The following is a 21308-nucleotide window of genomic DNA, read 5'->3' as shown; positions in this document are numbered from 1 at the left end:
CTGATCATGACATTGAGATTTAGTTCAAAAAAATCCCCGCTAATTTCTTAGCAGGGATTTGTGTATAAGAGACAGCTAATTAGCGCCTTTTTGATTACTGTGTAATTGTTATAATTGCCATTCTCTGGCTATCAGCTCACTTGGTTTACTAGTTAGCCACTCTTGCGGGCGTAAGTAATACTGATATAGGTTAGCTTCTGGGCTACTTGGCTCTGGTTTATAGTTATATTCCCAGCGTGCAAGTGGTGGCATAGACATTAATATAGACTCAGTGCGCCCGCCACTTTGTAATCCAAATAAAGTGCCTCTATCCCATACTAAATTAAACTCTACATAACGTCCGCGCCGATAAAGCTGAAAATCACGTTGTTGCTCTGTGTATTCATCATTTTTACGACGTTCAATAATAGGTAAATAGGCATCTAAAAATCCATTACCCACCGATTGCATAAACGCAAAACTCTTTTCAAAGCCAAGTTCGTTTAAATCGTCAAAAAACAAACCGCCTACTCCGCGCGTCTCGTCTCTGTGCTTTAAATAAAAATACTCGTCGCACCATGTTTTATATTTTGGATAAACTTCACTACCAAATGGCGCACAAATGTCGTGAGCAACTTGATGCCAATGCTGTACGTCTTCTAATACTGGATAAAAAGGAGTGAGATCAAACCCGCCACCAAACCACCATATTGGCTCTTCGCCTTCTTTTTCGGCTATAAAAAAGCGCACATTGGCATGACTTGTTGGTACATGAGGGTTTTTAGGGTGAATAACTAACGACACACCACACGCATGAAAGCTGCGCCCTGCAAGCTCTGGCCTGTGTGCTGTTGCAGAGCCTGGCATTGAAGCGCCAAATACGTGTGAGTAATTAACTCCGCCTTGCTCTATTACAGTACCATTCGTGGTTACACGTGTGCGACCACCACCACCTTCTGCTCGCTGCCAGTTATCTTCTATAAATTTAGCACTGCCATCTGCAGCCTCCAAACCTTGGCAAATAGTGTCTTGCAAAGCCATAAAGTATGCTTTTACTTGATCTAATAATTCGCTTTGCATATTAACCTCTAAATATTTTGCCAGTCATGGCGTCTTTTATTGTGCTTGGTTGAGTATTACCACCTAACGGCTCGTCAACGTAAAAGCCAACTTGTTCTGCAAATTGCGCTTTGGCTTGCTCAATACTAATTACTGTTTCTTGACCGGTTAAGTTTGCACTGGTTGATACTAATGGCTTACCAAACTCTTGGCACAAACGCTTTACTGTTGGATGGTTTGTTACTCTTACTGCAATGGTATCAAACTGCCCTGTGAGCCATTTAGGCGTATTTTTAGATGCAGGCATAACCCATGTAATTGCAGCAGGCCAACTCGAAAAAATATCAGCTCGTTTATCCATTGGTATTTTTGCATCATCTACGTATTTTAATAATTGTCCGTAGTTATCAGCAATTAAAATAAGTCCTTTTTCAACCGGGCGCTGCTTAATAGCTAATAGTGCCTCAACGGCTTGTTGATTATCTGGATCACAACCTAAACCATATACAGCTTCTGTTGGGTATAAAATAACTTCGCCTTGCGTTAAGCATGTTATTGCAGTGGGCGTATTTGAAAGGTCTGACAAAGTAGTCTCCAGATATAATTAAACGTTATTCAGTTGGGGTGAGCTTATGCATGCAGCTTTTTTGTGGGCATTGCAATAATGTGCCGTTTGCCATATTTCTCTCTATGACGATAGGCCAGTTACATTCAGGACACGGGTGTTCAACCGGTTTATTATTAAGTGTGTATTTACAACTTGGATAGCAATCACAAGAATAAAATACTTTACCAAATTTATTACTGCGCGCGACTAAATGACCTTTTTTGCATTTAGGGCAACTTGGCAAAGTGTCTTCGCTTTGTTTTTCTTCATTTTCGTTAGCAATGTAATGGCACTGCGGATATCCCGTACACCCAATAAACATACCGTAGCGCCCATTTTTAACCACCAGCGGTTTGCTGCACTGCGGGCATGCTGAATCTTCAAGAACTTTAATTTCGTTACTATCGTGATGTGCCAACGGCCTAATAAAATCGCATTCAGGGTAACTTGCGCATCCTAAAAAAGGGCCTGATTTACTATTGCGGATCACTAACTCTGAACCACACTGTGGGCATATCTCGTATTCTTTTTCGAGGGCGTGCTTGTTCGCCGAGAAAAGCGAATGGTCGATTTTACTCATGGTGATCCTAATAGGTTAGTGAATTTTCGCCTAATATACCCAAACCACTTAAAGATACAAGCAATGCAGTGCTTATCCTTTTAAGTAATTTGAGCGTAATTAAAATAATTATCTCTAATGAAGAAGTTCGCTGGGTTCATCAAAAATCAAATCTTCCATTTGCTCATATGCCTCTTCAGAGCCAGGAACGTTAAACAAGATCATAAGTACAATCCACTTTAAGTCTTCTAGGCTTATAGTTGGTTTATCGAGAGAGGCTAAACAGTCCATTACCATTTCACGTGTTACATTGTTAATTACGCCTATTTGCTCAATAAACATTAAAAAGCCACGACACTCAGCACTGAGCCTTTGGCATTCACTATCGGTAAATATACGCACAGCATCTTTAGGGTTAGTAATAAGATAAGGAGACTCGTCACTGTGTTGTAAATCGGCGAGTTGCTCTAACCAATCGAGAGCTTTAAATATCTCAGGCTTATTAAAGCCCGCGCGCAGTAGCTCATCGGTTAATTCATTTTGCTCTGCAAATATATCCGCTTCGCTATGAATGTAATTTTCAAAAAGATATAAAAGAATATCAAACATATTACCTTCCTGCGCTCAACTTAATATAACCATCTAACACTCGCTCAATCTGATCGTCTAATTCTAAATCGAGCAACCTAGCGAGCACTTTGTCTATTGGCCACTGCGCACGACGCACAATGTCGTCTACGCTGGTTACTTCAAAGCCAATGCTATTTAAAACCTCGCATTGAGAATTTGCCTGAATAGGCTGCTCTTTGTTACATACATTATTGTCGTAAGTAAAACTCACCTCATCAAGAATGTCAGCCACGTTTTCTACCAGCTTAGCACCTTGCTTTATTAAAAAGTGACTTGCCTGCGCTAACGGGTTTTTAATAGAACCCGGTACTGCAAATACCTCTTTATTTTGTTCAAGCGCATAGCGTACTGTAATTAACGAACCACTTTTAATTTCAGCCTCAACAATAAGCACTCCCAACGATAACCCAGAAATAATACGATTTCGGCGCGGAAAGTTATGCGCATGAGCAGCTGCCCCTGGTAAAAACTCACTCACCAACAGGCCGCTTTCTAAAACTTGGTCTGTTAATAGTTTATGGCGTTTAGGGTAGTAAATATCAACCCCAGTACCAAGCACCGCTATGGTTTTACCCGTACCAGCAAGAGAGCCCTTATGTGCTGCTCCATCTATTCCCCGTGCCATACCTGAGGTAACTGTAATACCCGCTAAAGTTAACTCGTATGCAAATTCTGATGCTATTTCAAGCCCGGTAGGTGTGGCATTACGACTCCCTACAATTGCAATTTGTGGAGTAGATAATAACGAGACATCTCCCCTACAAAATAGTAATAAAGGCGCACTGGCAATCTGTCGGAGATCTTCTGGATAAAGCGCATCAAAAATACAGACAACCGTAATGTTGTGCAGCGTAATTAGTTGCTCATAATGGCTGACTTGTTGCCAATTGGTGTTGAGTAAATTACTCGCCTGATTAGCGGTTAATCCAAGCTGTAAAAGCTTGTCATGAGGTAAGTCGAATAACGACCCAAGGGAATAATTTGTAGATAGTGCTAAAAGGGTTTTGATACCCAACCCTTTACACATATAAAAGGCAAGCCAGTGGGCTAGCTTGCCAGATGACTGATCCATGCTCTCTCCTAGAGCACCGACTCGCTACTTCTTAATGAATAACTGCAATATCTCCAATGCGAATTGGGTGCTGGTTTTTAGTTATTAATGCATAACTTATTTTGTCATACACTTTAAAGACAATTAGCTCGCCAACTTTTTCTTTAGGCATAGTCCACGTTGTGCTCTCTTCGTCAGACTCATCACCAAATAATTGGCTCACATCAGATAAAAGCTTCTCGTATTTACTAGAATCTTCTGGGTAACGAGGGCCACGAGGACCATCAATAACCGTTGGCGATTGACGTTCTAGATCTAATACATGACCCGCTTCTATGTTTTGTTCACTGCCTAAGTTTAGCACTACAACATCCATTGTGCTGAATTCTCTAACTTGTCGTGGGGAAGCAATAATATTCCCTGTTACGGGCTCAGAAGGACGGTGAATATTAAAGTACGCAGGAAGCATTTGACCTTCCATTGCCGGCATTAAAAAATCGCCTTGCTGAATTTCTCGTTTAACAGACTCAACACGTAATGACGAAGGCACACCATTGTGTTCATCACCCGCTCTAAACGCACGTGCGATACCCACGTAAGATGCACGCGTTGCTAACACTTCACCGGTTAAATCAGTGTAAGGATCACCTTTATGGTAAATGGCATATGCCTTATGTACTTGTAAGTCGCCTTTAACATATAAAATATGGCCTAACGTTTGTGTTTTAGTATTTTCGTTAGCACCTAAAATATAAGGTTTGCCTTTAATATCGTCACTATTCATTGCTTGCTCGTAACTGATATACGGTTTGATCATTTCAAGCGGCAAAGTAGTAATAGCATTACGCCCTTTTGGTGTAATACGACCCTGAGGAGATAGCTTTCTATATCCTTTATTAATCACTAAACGTGGGTTTCCATCTGCATCGTATATCAGCGCTAATGCATCACCGGGGTAAATTAGGTGCGGGTTGTCAATTTGTGGATTCATTTGCCAAAGTTCAGGCCATAGCCAAGGCTCATCTAAATAGATGCCAGAAATATCCCAAAGTGTATCGCCTTTTTTTACAACATACTGTTTTGGTGCATCTTTTTTTATTTTAAGCACGTCAGCAATTGCGGGAAACGCAGCACTTAACGTAAGCATGATTGCAAGTAATGGAGATTTCATTGAGCTTCCTTGTATTGTTTTTTCATTATTATTGCCCAAAACCTGTTAAAGGTGAACGCGAATGGCTAAAATAAGAGCATACAATACCCTAAATTAAGCACAAGTGAAAAAGGTAACTATGGCTAGGTTAGAAGTTTTAAGATTTCCAGATGAACGTTTACGTACTATAGCAAAAGATGTTGCACAAGTTGACGACACAGTACGCCAAATTGTAAAAGACATGCTAGAGACAATGTACGATGAAAATGGCATTGGACTTGCGGCCACGCAAGTAGATATTCATCAACGAATCGTTGTTATTGATGTATCAGAAGAGCGCGACGAGCCACTGGTATTAATTAATCCACAAATCATTAAAAAAGACGGCTCTACCGTTAGCGAAGAAGGCTGTTTATCAGTACCTAACTCGTATGCAAAAGTAGACCGCGCTGAAACAGTAACAGTCGCTGCACTTAACGAAAACGGTGAAGAGTTTGTACTAGATGCAGATGAATTACTGGCTATTTGTATTCAACACGAACTAGATCACCTACAAGGTAAGCTGTTCATTGATTACTTATCTCCATTAAAGCGCCAACGTATTCGTAAAAAGCTTGAAAAAGAAGCTAAATTTGCAGATTAGTAATAAGTACCTTAGGAAAACTCAGTGACTCAACCATTACGCATTATATTTGCCGGAACGCCGGACTTTGCAGCACGTCATTTACAAGCGCTGATACAAAGCGAACACCAAATAGTGGGTGTATATAGCCAGCCAGATCGCCCTGCAGGTCGTGGTAAAAAATTAAAAGCCAGTGAAGTGAAAGAGCTAGCGCTTGAGCACAACTTACCTGTTTTTCAGCCACAGTCATTAAAAAATGATGAAGCACTAGCAGAGCTAACAAGCTTAAATGCCGACATTATGATTGTTGTAGCGTATGGCTTAATCTTACCTAAAGCTATATTAGAAGCCCCACGTTTGGGTTGTTTAAATGTGCATGGTTCTATATTACCGCGCTGGCGCGGCGCTGCACCGATTCAACGCGCAATTTGGGCAGGTGATGAACAAACCGGCGTAACAATAATGCAAATGGATGAAGGGCTAGATACCGGCGATATGCTACATATAAGTCGCTGCCCTATTAGCACGACAGAAACTAGCGCTAGTTTATATACAAAGCTTGCTGAGCTAGGTCCAGACGCGTTAATTGAAACCATTAATAAATTAGCGAATGGCGAGCTCACCCCTGAACCTCAAAATGATGAACTTGCTAACTACGCTAAAAAGCTTTCTAAAGAGGAAGCTAATATCGATTGGTCAATGAGTGCACTGCAAATTGAGCGAAACATTCGCTCTTTTAATCCATGGCCAGTGTGCTTTACCCAAATGGGTGGGCAAACAGTAAAGATTTATCAAGCGCAGGTTGTGCTGCAATCAGGTGATCCTGGGCAAATTTTATCAAGCGACAAAAATGGCGTAGTAGTGGCGTGTGGCGAGCATGCTTTATGTATTACGCAATTACAGCCGCAAGGTAAAAAACCAATGGCAATTAACGACTTTTTAAATGGTCGTAGTGACTGGGTTACCCCTGGCACAATATTAGGCGAAAACAATGAGTAATGTTCCAAACGTACGAGCGCTGGCCGCTGAAACTTTATATAACGTAGTTGATAAAGGCGCATCGCTTAATCAAGAACTTCCATTTGCAAGCCAAGGCTTGCCGCCTAAAGATAAAGCGTTGCTACAGCAAATTTGTTATGGCGTTTTACGCTACTTACCGAGCCTTGAAAATTACTGCCAACACTTAGTAGAGCAGCCATTGAAAGGTAAACGTAGAATATTTCAGTTTTTATTATACGTAGGTATTTATCAACTGCAGCATATGCGCGTACCACCACATGCTGCAATTTCAGAAACTGTAAACGCACTGGCTCAACTACGCGCTTTAGGATTAAAAGGGCTGATAAACGCCATTTTACGTAGTTTTCAGCGCCAACAAGCAGAGCTTGAAGAAAAAGCGAAGCTTATTCCGGTATGTTTATACAACCATCCAAATTGGTTTATTAAACAGGTGCAAACAGCCTACCCAGATAGCTGGGAAGCACTACTTGAAGAAAACCAGCAACAAGCACCAATGTGGCTTCGTGTAAATCAAGCACAATTTAGCACGCAAGAGTACAGCGAAATGCTTAGCGCTAACGATATTGAACACACCTTAAACCCTGACTTTATTGATGGGATTAAGCTTGCCAAACCACGTGATGTATTTTCGTTGCCTGAGTTTGATACAGGTGCATGTTCAGTACAAGATGCTGCAGCACAGTTGGCAGCCCGCTTTTTAGAACCTAAAGCAGATGACTATATTTTAGATGCCTGTGCAGCACCTGGCGGAAAAACGTGTCATATATTAGAGCTTGCTGATGCTGATGTACTTGCACTTGATAGCGACTCAACTCGCCTTGAACGCGTTAAGCAAAACTTAACTCGTATTGGCTTAGGTGCAGACCTACAATGTGGCGATGCCTCACAACCACATACTTGGTGGGACGAAAAATTATTTGATCGTATTTTGCTTGATGTGCCTTGTTCAGCCACTGGCGTAATTCGCCGTCACCCTGATATAAAATGGTTACGTCGCGCATCAGATATCGAAGACTTATCTAAGTTACAAAACGATATCCTTGATAGCATTTGGCCACTGTTAAAACCAGGTGGCACATTGGTATATGCTACGTGTTCGGTTCTTCCACAAGAAAACCAACAGCAAGTTGCTAAGTTTTTAGCTAATAACGATGATGTAGAACATATACCTCTACACGAAAATGATACCGTAACAACTCCAGGTTTGCAGTTACTGCCCGGTGAAAGTGATGGATTTTATTACGCTAAGCTAGTTAAAAAAGCCTAATAGCCGTACACTAAATAGTTAGCCATTTATGAAACATTAAATGGCTATTTTTTTAATTAAATTATGATCAATACCACGGGTAAATAATGAAAATAATTATACTCGGTGCCGGGCAAGTTGGTGCTACGCTTGCTGAAAACTTAGTTGGCGAACAAAACGAAATTACCGTTGTTGATATAGACGGTAACCGATTACGTGAACTTCAAGATAAGTACGACTTACAAGGGGTTATGGGCCACAGTGCGCATCCTGATGTATTACGCCGTGCAGGCGCTGAAGATGCCGATATGATTATAGCAGTAACCAGTTCAGATGAAGTGAACATGGTTGCATGCCAAGTGGCGTACAGTATTTTTAAAACGCCCACTAAAATTGCCCGTATTCGCTCGGAGCAATATTTAAAATACCGTGAAAAACTATTTCAAAACGATGATTTACCTATCGACCATTACATTGCTCCCGAAGCACTGGTCACTAAGTATATTCGCCGTCTAATTGACTACCCTGGTGCTCTGCAAGTATTGCAGTTTGCTGATGGCATGCTCTCGTTAGTAGCCGTAAAAGCTTACTATGGGGGTTTATTAGTAGGTTATGCGTTATCTGCACTTAAAGAACATATTCCTAATGTAGAAACTCGTGTTGCCGCTATTTATCGTCAAGGTAAAGCAATCAAACCACTGGGTACCACCGTTATTGAAGCCGATGACGAAGTATTCTTTATTGCCGCTACAAAACATATACGCGCAGTAATGAACGAGCTACAAAAACTTGAGCGTTCGTACAAAAAAATTATGATAGCTGGTGGCGGTAACATTGGGGCAGGCCTTGCCCGCTCACTTGAAAAAAACCACACCGTTAAACTAATTGAACGCAGTAAAGAACGTGCCGAGCAACTCTCAGAAATGCTCGATAACACGGTCGTTTTTTGTGGTGACGCATCTGATCAAGAACTGCTCTCAGAAGAGCATATTGAACAAGTCGATGTATTTATTGCCGTAACCAACGACGATGAAGCAAACATTATGTCGGCCATGCTTGCAAAACGTATGGGCGCACAAAAAACCATGGTACTTATTCAACGTGGAGCTTACGTTGATTTGGTACAAGGCGGCGAAATAGATATTGCCATATCGCCACAACAAGCAACTATATCAGCGTTATTAACGCACGTACGCCGTGGTGATATTGTTAACGTGTATTCACTGCGTAAAGGCGCAGCAGAAGCCATTGAAGCCGTTGCTCATGGTGATGAAAACACATCTAAAGTGGTTGGTCGTGCGATTGCCGACATAAAACTTCCTGCAGGTACAACCATTGGGGCAATAGTACGTAATGACGATGTGCTGATAGCTCACGATGATACAATTATTATGTCGGGCGATCATGTCATCATGTTTTTAATCGACAAAAAACACATTACCGTTGTAGAAAAACTATTCCAAGTAAGTGCTATATTCCTTTAACTTGTTACTCTAATTAGTTAATTTAATACACAAAAAAGCCGCTGACTAAGGCGGCTTTAATAGAGTATGCTTAAATATTGATTACTGTACTTTTGAAAACTCTTCTTTAGAGATTTCACCATTACCATCAGTATCCAAATCATCAAAAATCTTTACAAGCTGAGGGTTAACCTTTGCTTCTTCCATTGTAATAGCACCGTTACCATCTGCATCAAAAGAGGCAAAATCTACTGCGGCATATGCTGCTGATGAAGATGCTAAAACGATAACTGCAAGTGTTGTATTTAATGTTTTCATAATAATATTCCTAGTAATATGGGAAGTCCTTTTCAAAGATCCCTGACTGTGAAAAATGTTTAATCTGAAAAGATTAATTAGTAATTAGCGAATTCTTCTTTAGAAAGCTCGCCGCTACCGTCGGTATCTAGCTCAATAAATTCAGCCATTAAATCAGTATCGACTGCCGCTTCGCTTGGGCTAATTGTGCCGCTACCATCGATATCAAGGCTGTCAAAATCTGATGCTGCAAATGCAGCGGAAGAAGATGCTAGTACTATAAGTGCTAATGCTTTATTTAAATGTTTCATAACTTAATCCTTCAATGTTTTATCAAAAAAATTGCTTCGTTTAACTTAAAACGTAATTTTTCACTTCCTTGTTATCCTCTTTCGTAAGCTCCCTTGCCTACTTAGGTGTCTTTGGCAACTCAGGATAAATACTTTTTAATTAAGCTTCTGAAAATTCTTCTTTTGATAACTCACCATTTTGGTCAGTATCAAGCTCAGAAAACATGCTCATTAGCTTTGCATCAACTGATGCTTCTGCTTGGCTAATTGTGCCACTGCCGTCTACATCCAGTGTGTCAAAATCTGTTGCAGCAAAAGCGGCTGAAGAAGATGCAATAGCGATAAGTGCTAAAGTTTTATTAATGCTTTTCATAATATGTATCCTTCAAATTTATGTGTGTGCGATTAAGTATTTCACTTTGAATCACGATTTCGTTCAGTACACTTAGACTATTACAACTTAGATGCCAACATTTAAAAGTTAATAATTATCAATGAGTTAAATTCAAAACGTACAACAAGAAGGCGTTTTTAGAATAATTATTGTTGCCCTTTAGCAACACGTTTTAAAGGGTCTACATTAAAATCATTAAAAACATATAGTTATGTTTATATAAAAAGATACATTTTTAAATGTATGGTTTTAAAAGGACGGATTTAAAAGAATAATTGAGATAAATTTTAACGAGGAAGCTTTAATAACAAAAAATAAGCTGTAAAAAATAATACGTAATCAGTTGTTTTATTTAAATAATAATTTTAATTATGAAAGAGAAAAAAAACATTTTATAAATACTGACATAAAATGCCTTTTTGTTGCAAATAAGCGAAAACCTATTTATTCAACGGTAGGCTCAAGCGCAGAAGGGTCTATAAAATGCTCTTTCATAAAGGCTTTCATTTCATCCTCGCTTGCTAGTAGCTTAATTCCACAGTGCACACCTGCGGCATGCTCTTTAACACTGCAAATTTCACCTTCAAAATCTTTATCACTGCTATTAAGTACGACAGTGCATTGCATATCTTTAATACTTTCAACTTGCTGATCGCCTCTAATATCAAACATTACACCAGTGAGTGAAATGTCTTTAATAAGGCCTTCAAGTACCCTATCGTCACTTAGCTTTAGCTTTGCAGGTAATAAGGTAGGTATGCGTGTTTGTGAGCGTAGCGCAAATAACTGCACTTGCTTTGGAAAGTTTATAAACACGAGTTTAGCGGGATGAGAGGCTACCGACATAATTTGCTGGCGAAACGCAATAACTTGCCCGCCACTGCCTTCAATAAGCGCTCTTACAACAACCATTACACCATCACGTAAATAGTCACTCGCCACAGGTAAACGCTTTGCATTGGGATAATTTAAAATAATAAACTGTTTATCGAGTAAACCAACTAATTCAGTTTTAACACGCTTACTGCTTGTAGGTGTTAATATTTCTAGGTCGACTAAGCTGCCTACACTTATATGCTTTAGCTTTTCTAAATTTGTTGGCATATCCCTTTCCCAATAGTTCGTAATTTAAAACTTAAGCCGCTCGTTTATCCACGCCAAAAAGTAGGCGTAAATAGCACTAATAAAGTAAATATTTCTAGGCGACCAAACACCATTGCAATGGTAAGCAACCATTTAGCACCATCGGTTATAGCGCCATAATGCGATGCTACATCACCCAAACCTGGACCTAAGTTATTTAAACAAGCCGCAGTGGCTGAGAACGCAGTTATGTTATCCATACCCGTGCCCATAAGCGCTAACATAATAATAATAAACACCAACGCATATGCAGAGAAAAATCCCCACACGGCTTCTACTACTTTGTCTGGCAACGCCTTTCGACCCAGCTTGATTGAATATATAGCACGTGGGTGCACCAAACGATTAAGCTCACGCACACCCTGCAAGTAAAGTAAGAACACGCGCACTACTTTCATACCACCACCAGTAGAGCCTGCACAGCCACCAATAAAGCTCGAAAATATAAGTAAAATAGGTAAAAACAAAGGCCATGTTGAAAAGTTATCAGTAGCAAAGCCTGCTGTTGTACTCATAGAAACAGCCTGAAATAACGCCTGATCGAGGGTTTCATCGCCATTAGCAAATATTTCATTAGAGGAAAGTACGGTAAAACAAATAACCACCAGCGCTAATTGAATACACAAAAACACCTTAAACTCAGGGTCTCGAATATAAACTTGTATGTTACGACTGGCTACTGCGGCGTAATGCAGGGAGAAGTTAACAGCGGCAATAATTAAAAAGAACACACAAATAAAGTTAATTACAGGGCTGTCAAAGTGCCCCATAGAAGCATCGTAAGTAGAAAAACCACCTATCGCGACCGTTGAGAATGCATGACATATCGCATCAAACCACTCCATCCCTGCTGCCCAATAAGCCAGCATACAAGCAATAGTCAGTGACACATAAATATACCAAAGGTGCTTTGCTGTATCGGCAATTCGCGGGGTCATTTTGGAATCTTTTACAGGCCCAGGTATTTCAGCGCGATATAACTGCATACCACCAACACCTAGCATGGGGAGTATAGCGACAGCGAGTACGATTATACCCATACCGCCAAACCACTGGAGTTGCTGGCGATAAAACAACACCGACTTAGGTAAGTACTCAATACCGGTAAGTACTGTAGCGCCGGTGGTTGTTAAGCCAGAGAATGCTTCAAACACCGCATCGGCGAGCGATAAATTAGGTTCTTGTAAAAATATAAGCGGCAAGGACGCAAACGCCCCTAGTACCAGCCAAAACAAAACAACAATTAAAAAGCCTTCACGTGCTTTTAAGTCACCGTTTTCATGGCGGTTTGGGTAATAAGCCATCATGCCAATAACAACACTAAAGATAAATGCTAAAACAAAAGGAACACCACCACCGTCTTTATATATTAAAGACACCAGTGCCGGAGGCACCATGGTAATACTAAACAGCGCAACAAGTTGGCCAAGAATTTTTATGATGGTACGAAATTGCATTTAGCTTGTCGCTTTTATTATTAGTAAATTCAGGCTGAGTAGTATCAACCAAATTAAATAGGGTCTGTATGCATTACATGCAATTTGTGTAGGTTATTACTCTTTAATAGTTAACTCAACTGCGCCGTGACTTAAATCAAAAATATCTTTGATTGCTTGCTGAGCTTCGCGGCTATCTATTGTAATCACCCATTCAATATTAGCAGTAAATTGCTTATCAATATTAAGCACTTGATACTTTGTTTTTAATAACTGCTCAATCGCACCTTGCATGCTGTACTCACTACTCCCTGTAATTTCAACACTGGGAACTTTAAGTACCGTTTGCAATTTTACTAATGCATTATTTAATGAGCCACCATAAGCACGTACTAACCCGCCCGTGCCTAATTTTATGCCGCCAAAGTAACGTGTAACAACAGCCGTGATTTCGCCAAGGCCTGAACCCACCAGCACATTTAACATAGGTTTTCCTGCAGTGCCATTTGGTTCACCATCGTCCGAAAAACCATAAACATGGCTGCCACCGGGGTTGCCTGCCACATGTGCCCAGCAGTTATGACGCGCATCGCTATACTTTTCTTCAATGCTTTTAATAAATGCTTTAGCTGAATTTAAATCGGGGGTATGTGCAATGTGAACTATAAACGTACTTTTTTTAATTTCTTCTTGATGAAAAACGTCAGTAGCGGGATATTTATATTCAGGCATATTTTAAACTTGTAAAAAGGGGGCCAAAAGGCCCCTTTAAATAATGTACGTATTTTAACGTGTATAAACTAATTAGTGTTAACTAGAATTAATCGAGCGCTAAATCTCGTGTCATATTCTCTAAGCTATCTTCGTGAACAATAATGTTATCTTCAATACGAATACCGCCAAATGGTTTAAATGACTCAACCTTTTCCCAATTAATAAACTGCTTATTATCGGTTTGCGCTAAATCACCAAGCAGTGAATCAATAAAATATAAGCCTGGCTCAATGGTAAACACTTGGTTTTTTTCAATCAGGCGAGTACAACGCAAGAACGGATGCCCTTCAGGCGATGGCTGATGTGCGCCCTTTTCGTCACTCATAAAACCACCCATATCATGCACTTGTAAACCAAGATGATGCCCTAGCCCATGTGGGAAGAAAGTAGAGGTAATTTTACGCTCAACAATTTCTGTCGCGGGTAGGTTAACAATTTTAAAGTCACTGAGTATTTGTGCAATACGGTTATGGCATTCAACATGTAAGTCACCATAAAGCATACCCGGCTTTAAACCTTTACCTAGTTCTATTTGTTGAACTGTCATCGCTTGTACAAGCTCAGCAAACTCACCCTGCTTTTTAAAATCATACGTACGAGTAATATCAGCAGCATAACCATTAAAGTTTGCACCGGCATCAATTAAAAATGAGTTATGAGTGTGTGGCGCTTTTGGATCAAAGTGCGTGTAGTGCAAAATAGCGCAGTTTTCGTTAAGCGCAACAATGTTGCCGTACGGCATTTCATTTTCGCTTTGACGTGTTGCCATTAAGTACGCTTGCTGAATATCGAACTCGCTACCACCATTAAAAAATGTGTCGCGTGCGGCTTTATGCCCATCTACTGCAATGCGGTTAGCGTTGCGTAAACATTCAAGTTCGTACTGCGTTTTATAAGCGCGGTGGTAATGAAAATAGTTAAGTACAGGCTCAGGGTTCATAATACTAAAACCAAGTGCTTGCGCTACTTCAATATATTCGCCCATGTAAGCGTATTTAGCTTTGTCGTATGGTAATAACTTTTCAACTTGATCAGGCTGAAGTAATAGCTCTATATCAAAGTACTCAGCCCAAAAGTCACGAGGCTCGTCTGGTACTTTATGCCAAAAATCTACTGGACGATAAAATATTAGTTTTGGTTTGTCGCTGCCATTTACCACAATCCAGCAATGAGGATTATCAATAACCGGTAACCACGCTTTAAACTGTGGATTAACTTTAAATGGATAATACATATCATCTAAAAACTGGCGCTTAGCTTGGCCTGAATGAATTACTAATCCTTCTAACCCTTCGCTATTACAAATTGTACGAGTACGCTGTTGCAGTGTTGCAATATGTTCGGCGTATAAAACGGCTAATTTATCCATTGTTAATCCATCTGTTAAATTTAACTTGCTCTGAGTCTACCACTTAAACACTAAGCGCTCAAAAAAGGGGGATATTTAACATGTAAACATCCCCCTTATTAATACCTATACCTATCGTGTTAAGTTATTGGTCGATTGGTCGATTGGTCGATTGGTATCATATATTCAACCGCCCATTTTCATTTCGAGTAGCGGCGCTAATACATTACCTTCTCGGCCCATTCTTGTATGGTAAACCTGCCTGTACGCAAATACATTTTTTACGTAATCGCGGGTTTCGCGATACGGAATAAGCTCTACCCATAACTCAGCCGGAATAGCGTCATCAGGTAACCAACGCTTTATACGGTGATAACCCGCATTATAAGAAGCTGTTGCCAGCACCTCATTGCCATGGTTTTTCTTTTTTAAGTACTGTAAGTAACTAGTACCTAACCTAATATTTGTTTTAGGTTGATATAAACGACTACTTGTCACACTGCCTTTATTTACATACTCAGCAGTACTAGGTAATAACTGCATTAAACCACGTGCATTAGCATGCGAGCGTGCATCTGGCGCAAAAGAGCTTTCGCGCCTTGCAATAGCAATACTCCAGGCAACATCTATCTTGCTACGTTTACTGTAGCGCTCAAAAACATCTTGAAACGCAAACGGAAAACGTTGCTCTACGTTATCCCACGCTTTAATTTTTGCTAATGTAAAAATAGTACTGTCGTGCCAACCTAAATCGGTAGATAGTTGTGATGCTGCTAGCTTTTCTTCATTGCTAGACGTATCCGTTAAATAATTCCACTCACGGCGCGCCGACGTAAAGCGCTCAATATCATAAAGTGCTTTTGCACGCTTAAAGCCAGGTGCATTACTTACTTTATCTACAAGCACCTTATCGACTGCTAAAGGTTGATTATTTAAATCAACGGGCAAACCTAAACGTGCTGCTGCTAAAAAGCCGTAATAATCACGATTAGCCGCTACTTTTTTCCAAATATCGTCTGCTTTTTGTTGCTCGCCACGTTTAGCATAGCTATAAGCTAACCAATATTGCTGGCCAAGGCTTAAATCCTCTTTACCCGTAAAAAATGCAGCAATCCCTTCCCAATCTTGGGTTTTGAGCATATTGCCCAGTTGCCATTGAATAAGCTTGCTGTCTAATCGCTCTTTCGGCACTTTATTTAGCCAAAAGCTCGCTTGCTTATGCCCGCTTGAAGCAAGTGACAACGCAAAGGTGTAATACACGTCAGCTTTATCTTCATCACTATACTTAAATATTTTTTCTAGTTTTTCCCATGCTTTTAAAGCAAGCTCTTTATCGCGCCAAACCAAACGCTTAACACCATAAATTGCTATTTGGCCTTCTTTAGCCGACTTATTTTTATATCGATATAATCCAGCTGCCGTGCTTGGATCTTTTCGCACTTTTAGATATAAATCAGCTAAGTAACGATCCTTACTTGGCAATAAAGTTTTTAAGTAAGGTAATAAGCTTTGCGTCCCGCCTTGTGCAGCAAGTGTTACACGCTTCCAAACCGTTTCTTCTTTCATGTAGCCTTTTTTACGCCACGTAGAAAACAAACTATCACAGCCATTAGGTTGCGATTTACCAACGGCCCATAAGTCGGTCACCTGATTTAGAATCGCCTTTTCAGGTGCGCCCAAGTCGAGCTGAAAATCTAAATAAGTACAGGTAAGCCCAGCATTAGAAGTTTCACGGTAGTTGCGTATATACGCCGCTTTTTCATTGTTCTCTTTTAAATACTCCAACCACGCTTTGCGCACAGGCCACTCAAGCGGTGTATGCTGATATATATTTAAATAGTCTTCTATCTCTGCCTGATGCTTAATACTCGGGTGACGTTGCCAATATGTTTTTTCAACATACGGTTTTAACGGATGATTTAGGTTACTAACCGCTTGTTTAAAGTCTTGGTAACTTCCGTACCTTACTTTTTTTTCGGCATCTAAAAAGGCATCGTTATCGATACTTGCCTCGGCAGAGTGAAGAGGGAAAATGAATGCAGCTGCCGCAACACTTAGTAAATATTTTTTCATAATGTCCTTTAATAAAAATTAAAGTAGTGAATAAAAACTTTTCAACCACCTTAGCACCAAACCAGCTATATTTTAACCAGTCGATTGTAACCGAGTTAAATTTTTCGTTGCATTTTTAATTTAAAGCAAGCACACTGATTGAAATGCAAACTCATCGTACCAGTCTTAGTTCGTCAACTAGGGAGAATAATAATGTTATATAAAAGCGATTCCTTTGAAGTTAGCTTCCTAAAGGAAAACATCGCCGAGTTTAAGTTTTGTGTTGCAGGTTCTGTAAACACATTATCTCAAAAAACTCTTTCAGATTGCGCAGCAGCATTAAAAGAATTAGCTGCCAATACTGATATCAAAGGCATGATTTTTACCAGTGATAAAGACCACTTTATTATTGGTGCCGATATCTTCGAATTTTTACCTACATTTACTAAACCTGAAGAAGAATTAGTAGTGTGGATCAAAAACGCAACCGACGTTTTTGATGCAATCGAAGATTTACCATTCCCAACTCTAAGCGCTATAAACGGTATGGCACTTGGCGGTGGTTGTGAGTGGGCACTTGCTACCGATTATCGTGTGGCAAGCGAAACAGCTAAAATGGGCCTACCAGAAGTTAAACTTGGCATAATGCCAGGGTTTGGTGGCACAGTGCGCTTACCACGTATCATTGGCGCCGATAACGCGATGATGTGGATTACCTCAGGCGCAGAAAATCGCGCTGCAGATGCCCTTAAAGTAGGTGCGTTTGACGCGGTAGTTAGTGCTGACAAACTTTTAGAGTCAAGTGTATCAACACTTGAACTGGCGATTGCTGGCAAGCTAGATTGGCAAGCAAAACGTAACGTAAAACTACAGCCACTTAAATTAAACCGTGTTGAGCAAGGCATGAGCTTTGCTATGGCAGAAGGTATGGTAATGGGTAAAACCAAAGGCCACTATCCTGCACCGGTTATGGCTGTTCGTACTATTAAAGCAGCGGCAAACTGTACTCGCGATGAAGCAATGGCAATCGAAAATGCTAACTTTGCTAAATTAGCACGTACACCAGAAGCAGCTGCACAGACAGGTATATTCCTAGCTGACCAATACATTAAAGGTAAAGCACGTAAATTTGCTAAACAAAGCGATGTAGAAATTAAACAAGCCGCTGTATTAGGTGCTGGTATTATGGGTGGCGGTATTGCATACCAGTCTGCTTATAAAGGCACACCTATTATAATGAAAGACATCCAACAAGATGCGCTTGATTTAGGTATGGGTGAAGCGTCTAAGTTATTAGGTGCAAAAGTTAAGCGTGGCCACATGCCAATGGAAAAAATGTTGGCAACACTTAGCAAAATTAAGCCAACACTTAACGCGTCAGACCTACAAAGTGCCAACATTATTGTTGAAGCCGTTGTAGAAAACCCTAAAGTTAAGCAAGCAGTACTCGCTGATCTTGAAAAGACCATGCCAGAAGGCACGGTACTTACTTCAAACACATCAACTATTTGTATTGATTTACTAGCACAAGCGCTAGATAAGCCAGAAAACTTTTGTGGTATGCACTTTTTCAACCCTGTGCCAAAAATGCCATTAGTAGAAATTATCCGTGGCGCAAAAACCTCAGATAAAACAATCAATGCAGTAGTCGATTACGCGCTTAAACTAGGTAAATCGCCAATTGTTGTTAACGATTGCCCAGGCTTTTTTGTAAACCGTGTTTTATTCCCTTACTTTGCAGGTTTTAGCAAATTAGTGGTTGAAGGCGCTAACTTTGCAAAAGTAGATAAAGTAATGGAAAACGTATTTGGTTGGCCTATGGGTCCTGCTTACCTACTTGATGTTGTAGGTATTGATACAGCTTTCCATTGTACTGGCGTAATGGCTGACGGTTTCCCTGAGCGTATGGCGCGTGCTGATAAAGATCCAGTGACTATTTTTGCCAACGAAAAACGTTTTGGTCAAAAGAACAAAGCCGGTTTTTACAAATACGAAACAGATCGTCGCGGTCGTCTTAAAAAGTCTCATGACGAGACAGCAGTTGAGCTACTAAGCCCAATTACAGACGCACCAAAAGAATTTGATAAACAAGAAATCATCGACCGTTGTATGATTCCAATGATCAACGAAGTGCTACTGTGTTTGCAAGAAGGCATAGTTGCCTCGCCGCAAGAAGCAGATATGGCATTAGTTTACGGTGTTGGTTTCCCTCCATTTAGAGGCGGCGCGTTCCGTTACTTAGATCAAACTGGTTTAGCTAACTTTGTTGCAGCAGCAGACAAATACGCTCACCTAGGTGCGATTTACCAAGTATCTGAGCAAACTCGCAAGTGGGCCGAAGAAGGTCGTGTTTTCTATAAGGTGGAAGGTTAATATCATGAATAATCCAGTAATTGTAGATTGTATCCGCACACCAATGGGTCGCTCTAAAAGTGGTGTATTCAAACATAAACGTGCTGAAGACTTAAGCGCACATTTAATGAAAGGCTTACTTGATCGCAACCCAGCAGTTGATCCAGCATCAATTGACGATATTTATTGGGGTTGTGTACAGCAAACATTAGAGCAAGGCTTTAACGTAGCACGTAACGCAGCATTACTTGCCGGTATCCCACACAGCGTACCTGCTGTAACGGTTAACCGTTTATGTGGATCGTCAATGCAAGCATTGCATGACGCTGCACGCGCAATAATGACAGGCGCTGGCGACACTTACCTAATTGGTGGTGTTGAGCACATGGGTCACGTACCTATGACTCACGGCAACGACTTTCACCCAGGCCTTGCAACAACAATTGCACAAGCATCGGGCTCAATGGGTTTAACAGCAGAATACCTTGCAACGCTTCATGGCATTAGCCGTGAGCAACAAGATGAATTTGCTTATCGCTCACATCAACGTGCACAAGCGGCAACTGTTGAAGGCCGTTTCCGCCGCGAAATTTTAGCAATGGAAGGTCATGCAGCAGATGGTTCGCTTATATTAGTTGAAGACGACGAAGTAATTCGCCCAGAAACAACAGTAGAAGGCCTATCAAAGCTTCGCCCTGTGTTTAATCCTGCATCGGGTACGGTAACAGCCGGTACTTCTTCTGCGCTTTCTGACGGCGCATCTGCAATGTTAGTAATGAGCGAAGAAAAAGCCAAAGAACTTGGCTTACCAATTCGTGCGCGTATTAAAGCAATGGCAGTCGCTGGTTGCGATCCATCAATCATGGGTTACGGCCCAGTACCAGCAAGTAAAAAAGCACTTGCTCAAGCCGGTATTACAATTGATGACTTAGGCGTAGTAGAGCTTAACGAAGCCTTTGCAGCACAATCATTACCTGTAATGAAAGATTTAGGGTTAATGGATGTTGTTGACGAAAAAGTGAATTTAAATGGCGGCGCAATCGCACTTGGTCACCCACTGGGTTGTTCGGGTTCGCGTATTAGCACATCGCTTATTCACTTAATGGAAGACAAAAATGTACGATACGGTTTAGCAACTATGTGTATTGGTTTAGGCCAAGGCATTGCCACTGTATTTGAACGTGTTCAAGACTAATTAGTTTTAAACATGTAAAACCATCTTGGTGATTAAAAAGGTGGACTGATTTTATTCAGTTCGCCTTTTTTATTAGCTTTAATTAAGTGAAAATTATCAGCTATAACACCAGTATGTAGTACTACGGAATTATGTGATCGGGCGTATTATTAAATAACGTGTTTTGCAGCAATAAAGTTTCAAATAAAATGGGCATATTAAGATAAGTAAAATAGTTAAATTACACTTAAAATTGCGTTAAACTCCCAAACTTATTAATTGCTATACCTAAGCACTCGCGTACGCAGCAATCACTTTAATTAAACAGGTCAATTTATTATGAGCTTTGATAATCCCGATCACCAATTAGATGCCATAGGCCTTCGCTGCCCAGAGCCAGTAATGATGGTACGTGCTGCTATTCGTAAAATGAGTGATGGTGAAACTTTATTGATAACTGCTGATGACCCATCAACAACTCGCGACATTCCGAGCTTTTGTACGTTTATGGATCACACGCTGGTGGCTAAAGATGCAGAAGAAGCACCGTACAGGTATGTGGTTAAGAAAGGGCTTTAAAATAACGTAGATACCATCTCTTCTAACCAGCCTCAAGCTTTCTTTAAATAGCTTGGGGCTGATATTCAGTTTGATTCTTCACA

21 protein-coding genes are annotated in these 21308 nt (G+C 40.5%); 7 read left to right on the top strand and 14 right to left on the bottom strand.

Annotated elements, in window-relative coordinates; genetic code table 11:
* Positions 1 to 108: 108 nt before the first annotated feature.
* From hemF to I6F42_RS19555, 6 genes are all read right to left on the bottom strand, one after another.
* Complete coding sequence (gene hemF / locus I6F42_RS19580; protein ID WP_197153147.1) at positions 109 to 1059, bottom strand: oxygen-dependent coproporphyrinogen oxidase; 951 nt, start codon at positions 1057 to 1059, stop codon at positions 109 to 111.
* Between the two features lies 1 nt (position 1060).
* Positions 1061 to 1624 carry an L-threonylcarbamoyladenylate synthase gene (locus I6F42_RS19575; protein ID WP_004335153.1) on the bottom strand — a complete coding sequence of 188 codons (564 nt, stop codon included), beginning with the start codon at positions 1622 to 1624 and terminating at the stop codon, positions 1061 to 1063.
* A 25-nt stretch (positions 1625 to 1649) separates the two neighbouring features.
* Positions 1650 to 2225 carry a type I DNA topoisomerase gene (locus tag I6F42_RS19570; protein WP_197153145.1) on the bottom strand — a complete coding sequence of 192 codons (576 nt, stop codon included), beginning with the start codon at positions 2223 to 2225 and terminating at the stop codon, positions 1650 to 1652.
* Positions 2226 to 2339: 114 nt separating this feature from the next.
* Positions 2340 to 2813, bottom strand: coding sequence for a DUF494 family protein (locus I6F42_RS19565; RefSeq protein WP_010555161.1), 474 nt, complete (start codon positions 2811 to 2813; stop codon positions 2340 to 2342).
* Between the two features lies 1 nt (position 2814).
* On the bottom strand, positions 2815 to 3906 hold the full coding sequence (dprA, locus tag I6F42_RS19560; RefSeq protein WP_101162963.1) for a DNA-processing protein DprA: 1092 nt from the start codon (positions 3904 to 3906) through the stop codon (positions 2815 to 2817).
* A 31-nt stretch (positions 3907 to 3937) separates the two neighbouring features.
* On the bottom strand, positions 3938 to 5056 hold the full coding sequence (locus I6F42_RS19555) for a LysM peptidoglycan-binding domain-containing protein (protein ID WP_010555159.1): 1119 nt from the start codon (positions 5054 to 5056) through the stop codon (positions 3938 to 3940).
* A 118-nt stretch (positions 5057 to 5174) separates the two neighbouring features.
* Between I6F42_RS19555 and def the strand changes: the two genes are divergently transcribed.
* The 4 genes from def (at position 5175) to trkA (ending at position 9407) form a co-directional block, all read left to right on the top strand.
* Positions 5175 to 5678, top strand: a complete 504-nt coding sequence (gene def / locus I6F42_RS19550; protein WP_007584168.1) for a peptide deformylase — start codon at positions 5175 to 5177, stop codon at positions 5676 to 5678.
* Positions 5679 to 5702: 24 nt separating this feature from the next.
* Positions 5703 to 6656, top strand: coding sequence for a methionyl-tRNA formyltransferase (fmt, locus tag I6F42_RS19545; protein WP_101216779.1), 954 nt, complete (start codon positions 5703 to 5705; stop codon positions 6654 to 6656).
* On the top strand, positions 6649 to 7944 hold the full coding sequence (rsmB, locus tag I6F42_RS19540) for a 16S rRNA (cytosine(967)-C(5))-methyltransferase RsmB (RefSeq protein WP_007584175.1): 1296 nt from the start codon (positions 6649 to 6651) through the stop codon (positions 7942 to 7944). Before fmt ends, rsmB begins: the two co-directional genes overlap by 8 nt.
* An 86-nt stretch (positions 7945 to 8030) precedes the next feature.
* On the top strand, positions 8031 to 9407 hold the full coding sequence (trkA, locus tag I6F42_RS19535) for a Trk system potassium transporter TrkA (protein ID WP_004335170.1): 1377 nt from the start codon (positions 8031 to 8033) through the stop codon (positions 9405 to 9407).
* 81 nt (positions 9408 to 9488) lie between these two features.
* Here the strand turns inward: trkA and I6F42_RS19530 are convergent, their stop codons facing one another.
* The 8 genes from I6F42_RS19530 to I6F42_RS19495 form a co-directional block, all read right to left on the bottom strand.
* Positions 9489 to 9704, bottom strand: a complete 216-nt coding sequence (locus I6F42_RS19530; RefSeq protein WP_007584177.1) for an EF-hand domain-containing protein — start codon at positions 9702 to 9704, stop codon at positions 9489 to 9491.
* Positions 9705 to 9781: 77 nt separating this feature from the next.
* On the bottom strand, positions 9782 to 9994 hold the full coding sequence (locus tag I6F42_RS19525) for a calmodulin (protein WP_004335174.1): 213 nt from the start codon (positions 9992 to 9994) through the stop codon (positions 9782 to 9784).
* Positions 9995 to 10133: 139 nt separating this feature from the next.
* Positions 10134 to 10346, bottom strand: a complete 213-nt coding sequence (locus I6F42_RS19520) for an EF-hand domain-containing protein (RefSeq protein ID WP_004335175.1) — start codon at positions 10344 to 10346, stop codon at positions 10134 to 10136.
* Between the two features lie 465 nt (positions 10347 to 10811).
* Positions 10812 to 11471 (bottom strand): flagellar brake protein, encoded by a 660-nt coding sequence (locus tag I6F42_RS19515; protein ID WP_165729282.1) that lies wholly within the window; start codon positions 11469 to 11471, stop codon positions 10812 to 10814.
* Positions 11472 to 11515: 44 nt separating this feature from the next.
* Positions 11516 to 12967, bottom strand: a complete 1452-nt coding sequence (locus I6F42_RS19510; RefSeq protein WP_007584186.1) for a TrkH family potassium uptake protein — start codon at positions 12965 to 12967, stop codon at positions 11516 to 11518.
* 96 nt (positions 12968 to 13063) lie between these two features.
* Positions 13064 to 13678 carry a YigZ family protein gene (locus I6F42_RS19505; protein WP_197153143.1) on the bottom strand — a complete coding sequence of 205 codons (615 nt, stop codon included), beginning with the start codon at positions 13676 to 13678 and terminating at the stop codon, positions 13064 to 13066.
* Positions 13679 to 13766: 88 nt separating this feature from the next.
* Positions 13767 to 15089: a Xaa-Pro dipeptidase gene (gene pepQ / locus I6F42_RS19500; protein ID WP_166379520.1), complete on the bottom strand. Its 1323-nt coding sequence runs from the start codon at positions 15087 to 15089 to the stop codon at positions 13767 to 13769.
* A 165-nt stretch (positions 15090 to 15254) separates the two neighbouring features.
* The gene (locus I6F42_RS19495; protein WP_197153140.1) at positions 15255 to 17141 is read right to left on the bottom strand and encodes a transglycosylase SLT domain-containing protein; all 1887 of its coding nucleotides are present in this window, start codon (positions 17139 to 17141) and stop codon (positions 15255 to 15257) included.
* A 192-nt stretch (positions 17142 to 17333) separates the two neighbouring features.
* Here I6F42_RS19495 and fadB point away from each other — a divergent pair, with 192 nt between their 5' ends.
* The 3 genes from fadB to tusA all read left to right on the top strand — a co-directional run bounded on the left by fadB (position 17334) and on the right by tusA (position 21225).
* Positions 17334 to 19493: a fatty acid oxidation complex subunit alpha FadB gene (fadB, locus tag I6F42_RS19490; protein ID WP_007584190.1), complete on the top strand. Its 2160-nt coding sequence runs from the start codon at positions 17334 to 17336 to the stop codon at positions 19491 to 19493.
* Between the two features lie 4 nt (positions 19494 to 19497).
* A complete protein-coding gene (gene fadA / locus I6F42_RS19485; protein ID WP_007584192.1) occupies positions 19498 to 20667 on the top strand; it encodes an acetyl-CoA C-acyltransferase FadA in 1170 nt (389 codons plus the stop codon).
* 318 nt (positions 20668 to 20985) lie between these two features.
* The gene (tusA, locus tag I6F42_RS19480) at positions 20986 to 21225 is read left to right on the top strand and encodes a sulfurtransferase TusA (RefSeq protein ID WP_007377644.1); all 240 of its coding nucleotides are present in this window, start codon (positions 20986 to 20988) and stop codon (positions 21223 to 21225) included.
* The last annotated feature ends 83 nt before the right edge of the window (positions 21226 to 21308 follow it).

Origin of the sequence: Pseudoalteromonas sp. SWYJZ12 (genome assembly GCF_015864395.1) — a bacterium.
Taxonomy (GTDB): domain Bacteria; phylum Pseudomonadota; class Gammaproteobacteria; order Enterobacterales; family Alteromonadaceae; genus Pseudoalteromonas; species Pseudoalteromonas arctica.
This window is presented reverse-complemented; position numbering and strand designations above follow the sequence as displayed.

What these genes read in the sequence shown, in the direction of transcription:
- I6F42_RS19495 (WP_197153140.1), bottom strand. Translation starts at nt 17,141, where the DNA reads ATGAAAAAATATTTACTAAGTGTTGCGGCAGCTGCATTCATTTTCCCT.
- def (WP_007584168.1), top strand. Translation starts at nt 5,175, where the DNA reads ATGGCTAGGTTAGAAGTTTTAAGATTTCCAGATGAACGTTTACGTACT.
- fadA (WP_007584192.1), top strand. Translation starts at nt 19,498, where the DNA reads ATGAATAATCCAGTAATTGTAGATTGTATCCGCACACCAATGGGTCGC.
- I6F42_RS19530 (WP_007584177.1), bottom strand. Translation starts at nt 9,704, where the DNA reads ATGAAAACATTAAATACAACACTTGCAGTTATCGTTTTAGCATCTTCA.
- hemF (WP_197153147.1), bottom strand. Translation starts at nt 1,059, where the DNA reads ATGCAAAGCGAATTATTAGATCAAGTAAAAGCATACTTTATGGCTTTG.
- I6F42_RS19515 (WP_165729282.1), bottom strand. Translation starts at nt 11,471, where the DNA reads ATGCCAACAAATTTAGAAAAGCTAAAGCATATAAGTGTAGGCAGCTTA.
- I6F42_RS19525 (WP_004335174.1), bottom strand. Translation starts at nt 9,994, where the DNA reads ATGAAACATTTAAATAAAGCATTAGCACTTATAGTACTAGCATCTTCT.
- fadB (WP_007584190.1), top strand. Translation starts at nt 17,334, where the DNA reads ATGTTATATAAAAGCGATTCCTTTGAAGTTAGCTTCCTAAAGGAAAAC.
- dprA (WP_101162963.1), bottom strand. Translation starts at nt 3,906, where the DNA reads ATGGATCAGTCATCTGGCAAGCTAGCCCACTGGCTTGCCTTTTATATG.
- I6F42_RS19505 (WP_197153143.1), bottom strand. Translation starts at nt 13,678, where the DNA reads ATGCCTGAATATAAATATCCCGCTACTGACGTTTTTCATCAAGAAGAA.
- I6F42_RS19555 (WP_010555159.1), bottom strand. Translation starts at nt 5,056, where the DNA reads ATGAAATCTCCATTACTTGCAATCATGCTTACGTTAAGTGCTGCGTTT.
- tusA (WP_007377644.1), top strand. Translation starts at nt 20,986, where the DNA reads ATGAGCTTTGATAATCCCGATCACCAATTAGATGCCATAGGCCTTCGC.
- trkA (WP_004335170.1), top strand. Translation starts at nt 8,031, where the DNA reads ATGAAAATAATTATACTCGGTGCCGGGCAAGTTGGTGCTACGCTTGCT.
- pepQ (WP_166379520.1), bottom strand. Translation starts at nt 15,089, where the DNA reads ATGGATAAATTAGCCGTTTTATACGCCGAACATATTGCAACACTGCAA.
- I6F42_RS19520 (WP_004335175.1), bottom strand. Translation starts at nt 10,346, where the DNA reads ATGAAAAGCATTAATAAAACTTTAGCACTTATCGCTATTGCATCTTCT.
- I6F42_RS19565 (WP_010555161.1), bottom strand. Translation starts at nt 2,813, where the DNA reads ATGTTTGATATTCTTTTATATCTTTTTGAAAATTACATTCATAGCGAA.
- I6F42_RS19570 (WP_197153145.1), bottom strand. Translation starts at nt 2,225, where the DNA reads ATGAGTAAAATCGACCATTCGCTTTTCTCGGCGAACAAGCACGCCCTC.
- rsmB (WP_007584175.1), top strand. Translation starts at nt 6,649, where the DNA reads ATGAGTAATGTTCCAAACGTACGAGCGCTGGCCGCTGAAACTTTATAT.
- I6F42_RS19510 (WP_007584186.1), bottom strand. Translation starts at nt 12,967, where the DNA reads ATGCAATTTCGTACCATCATAAAAATTCTTGGCCAACTTGTTGCGCTG.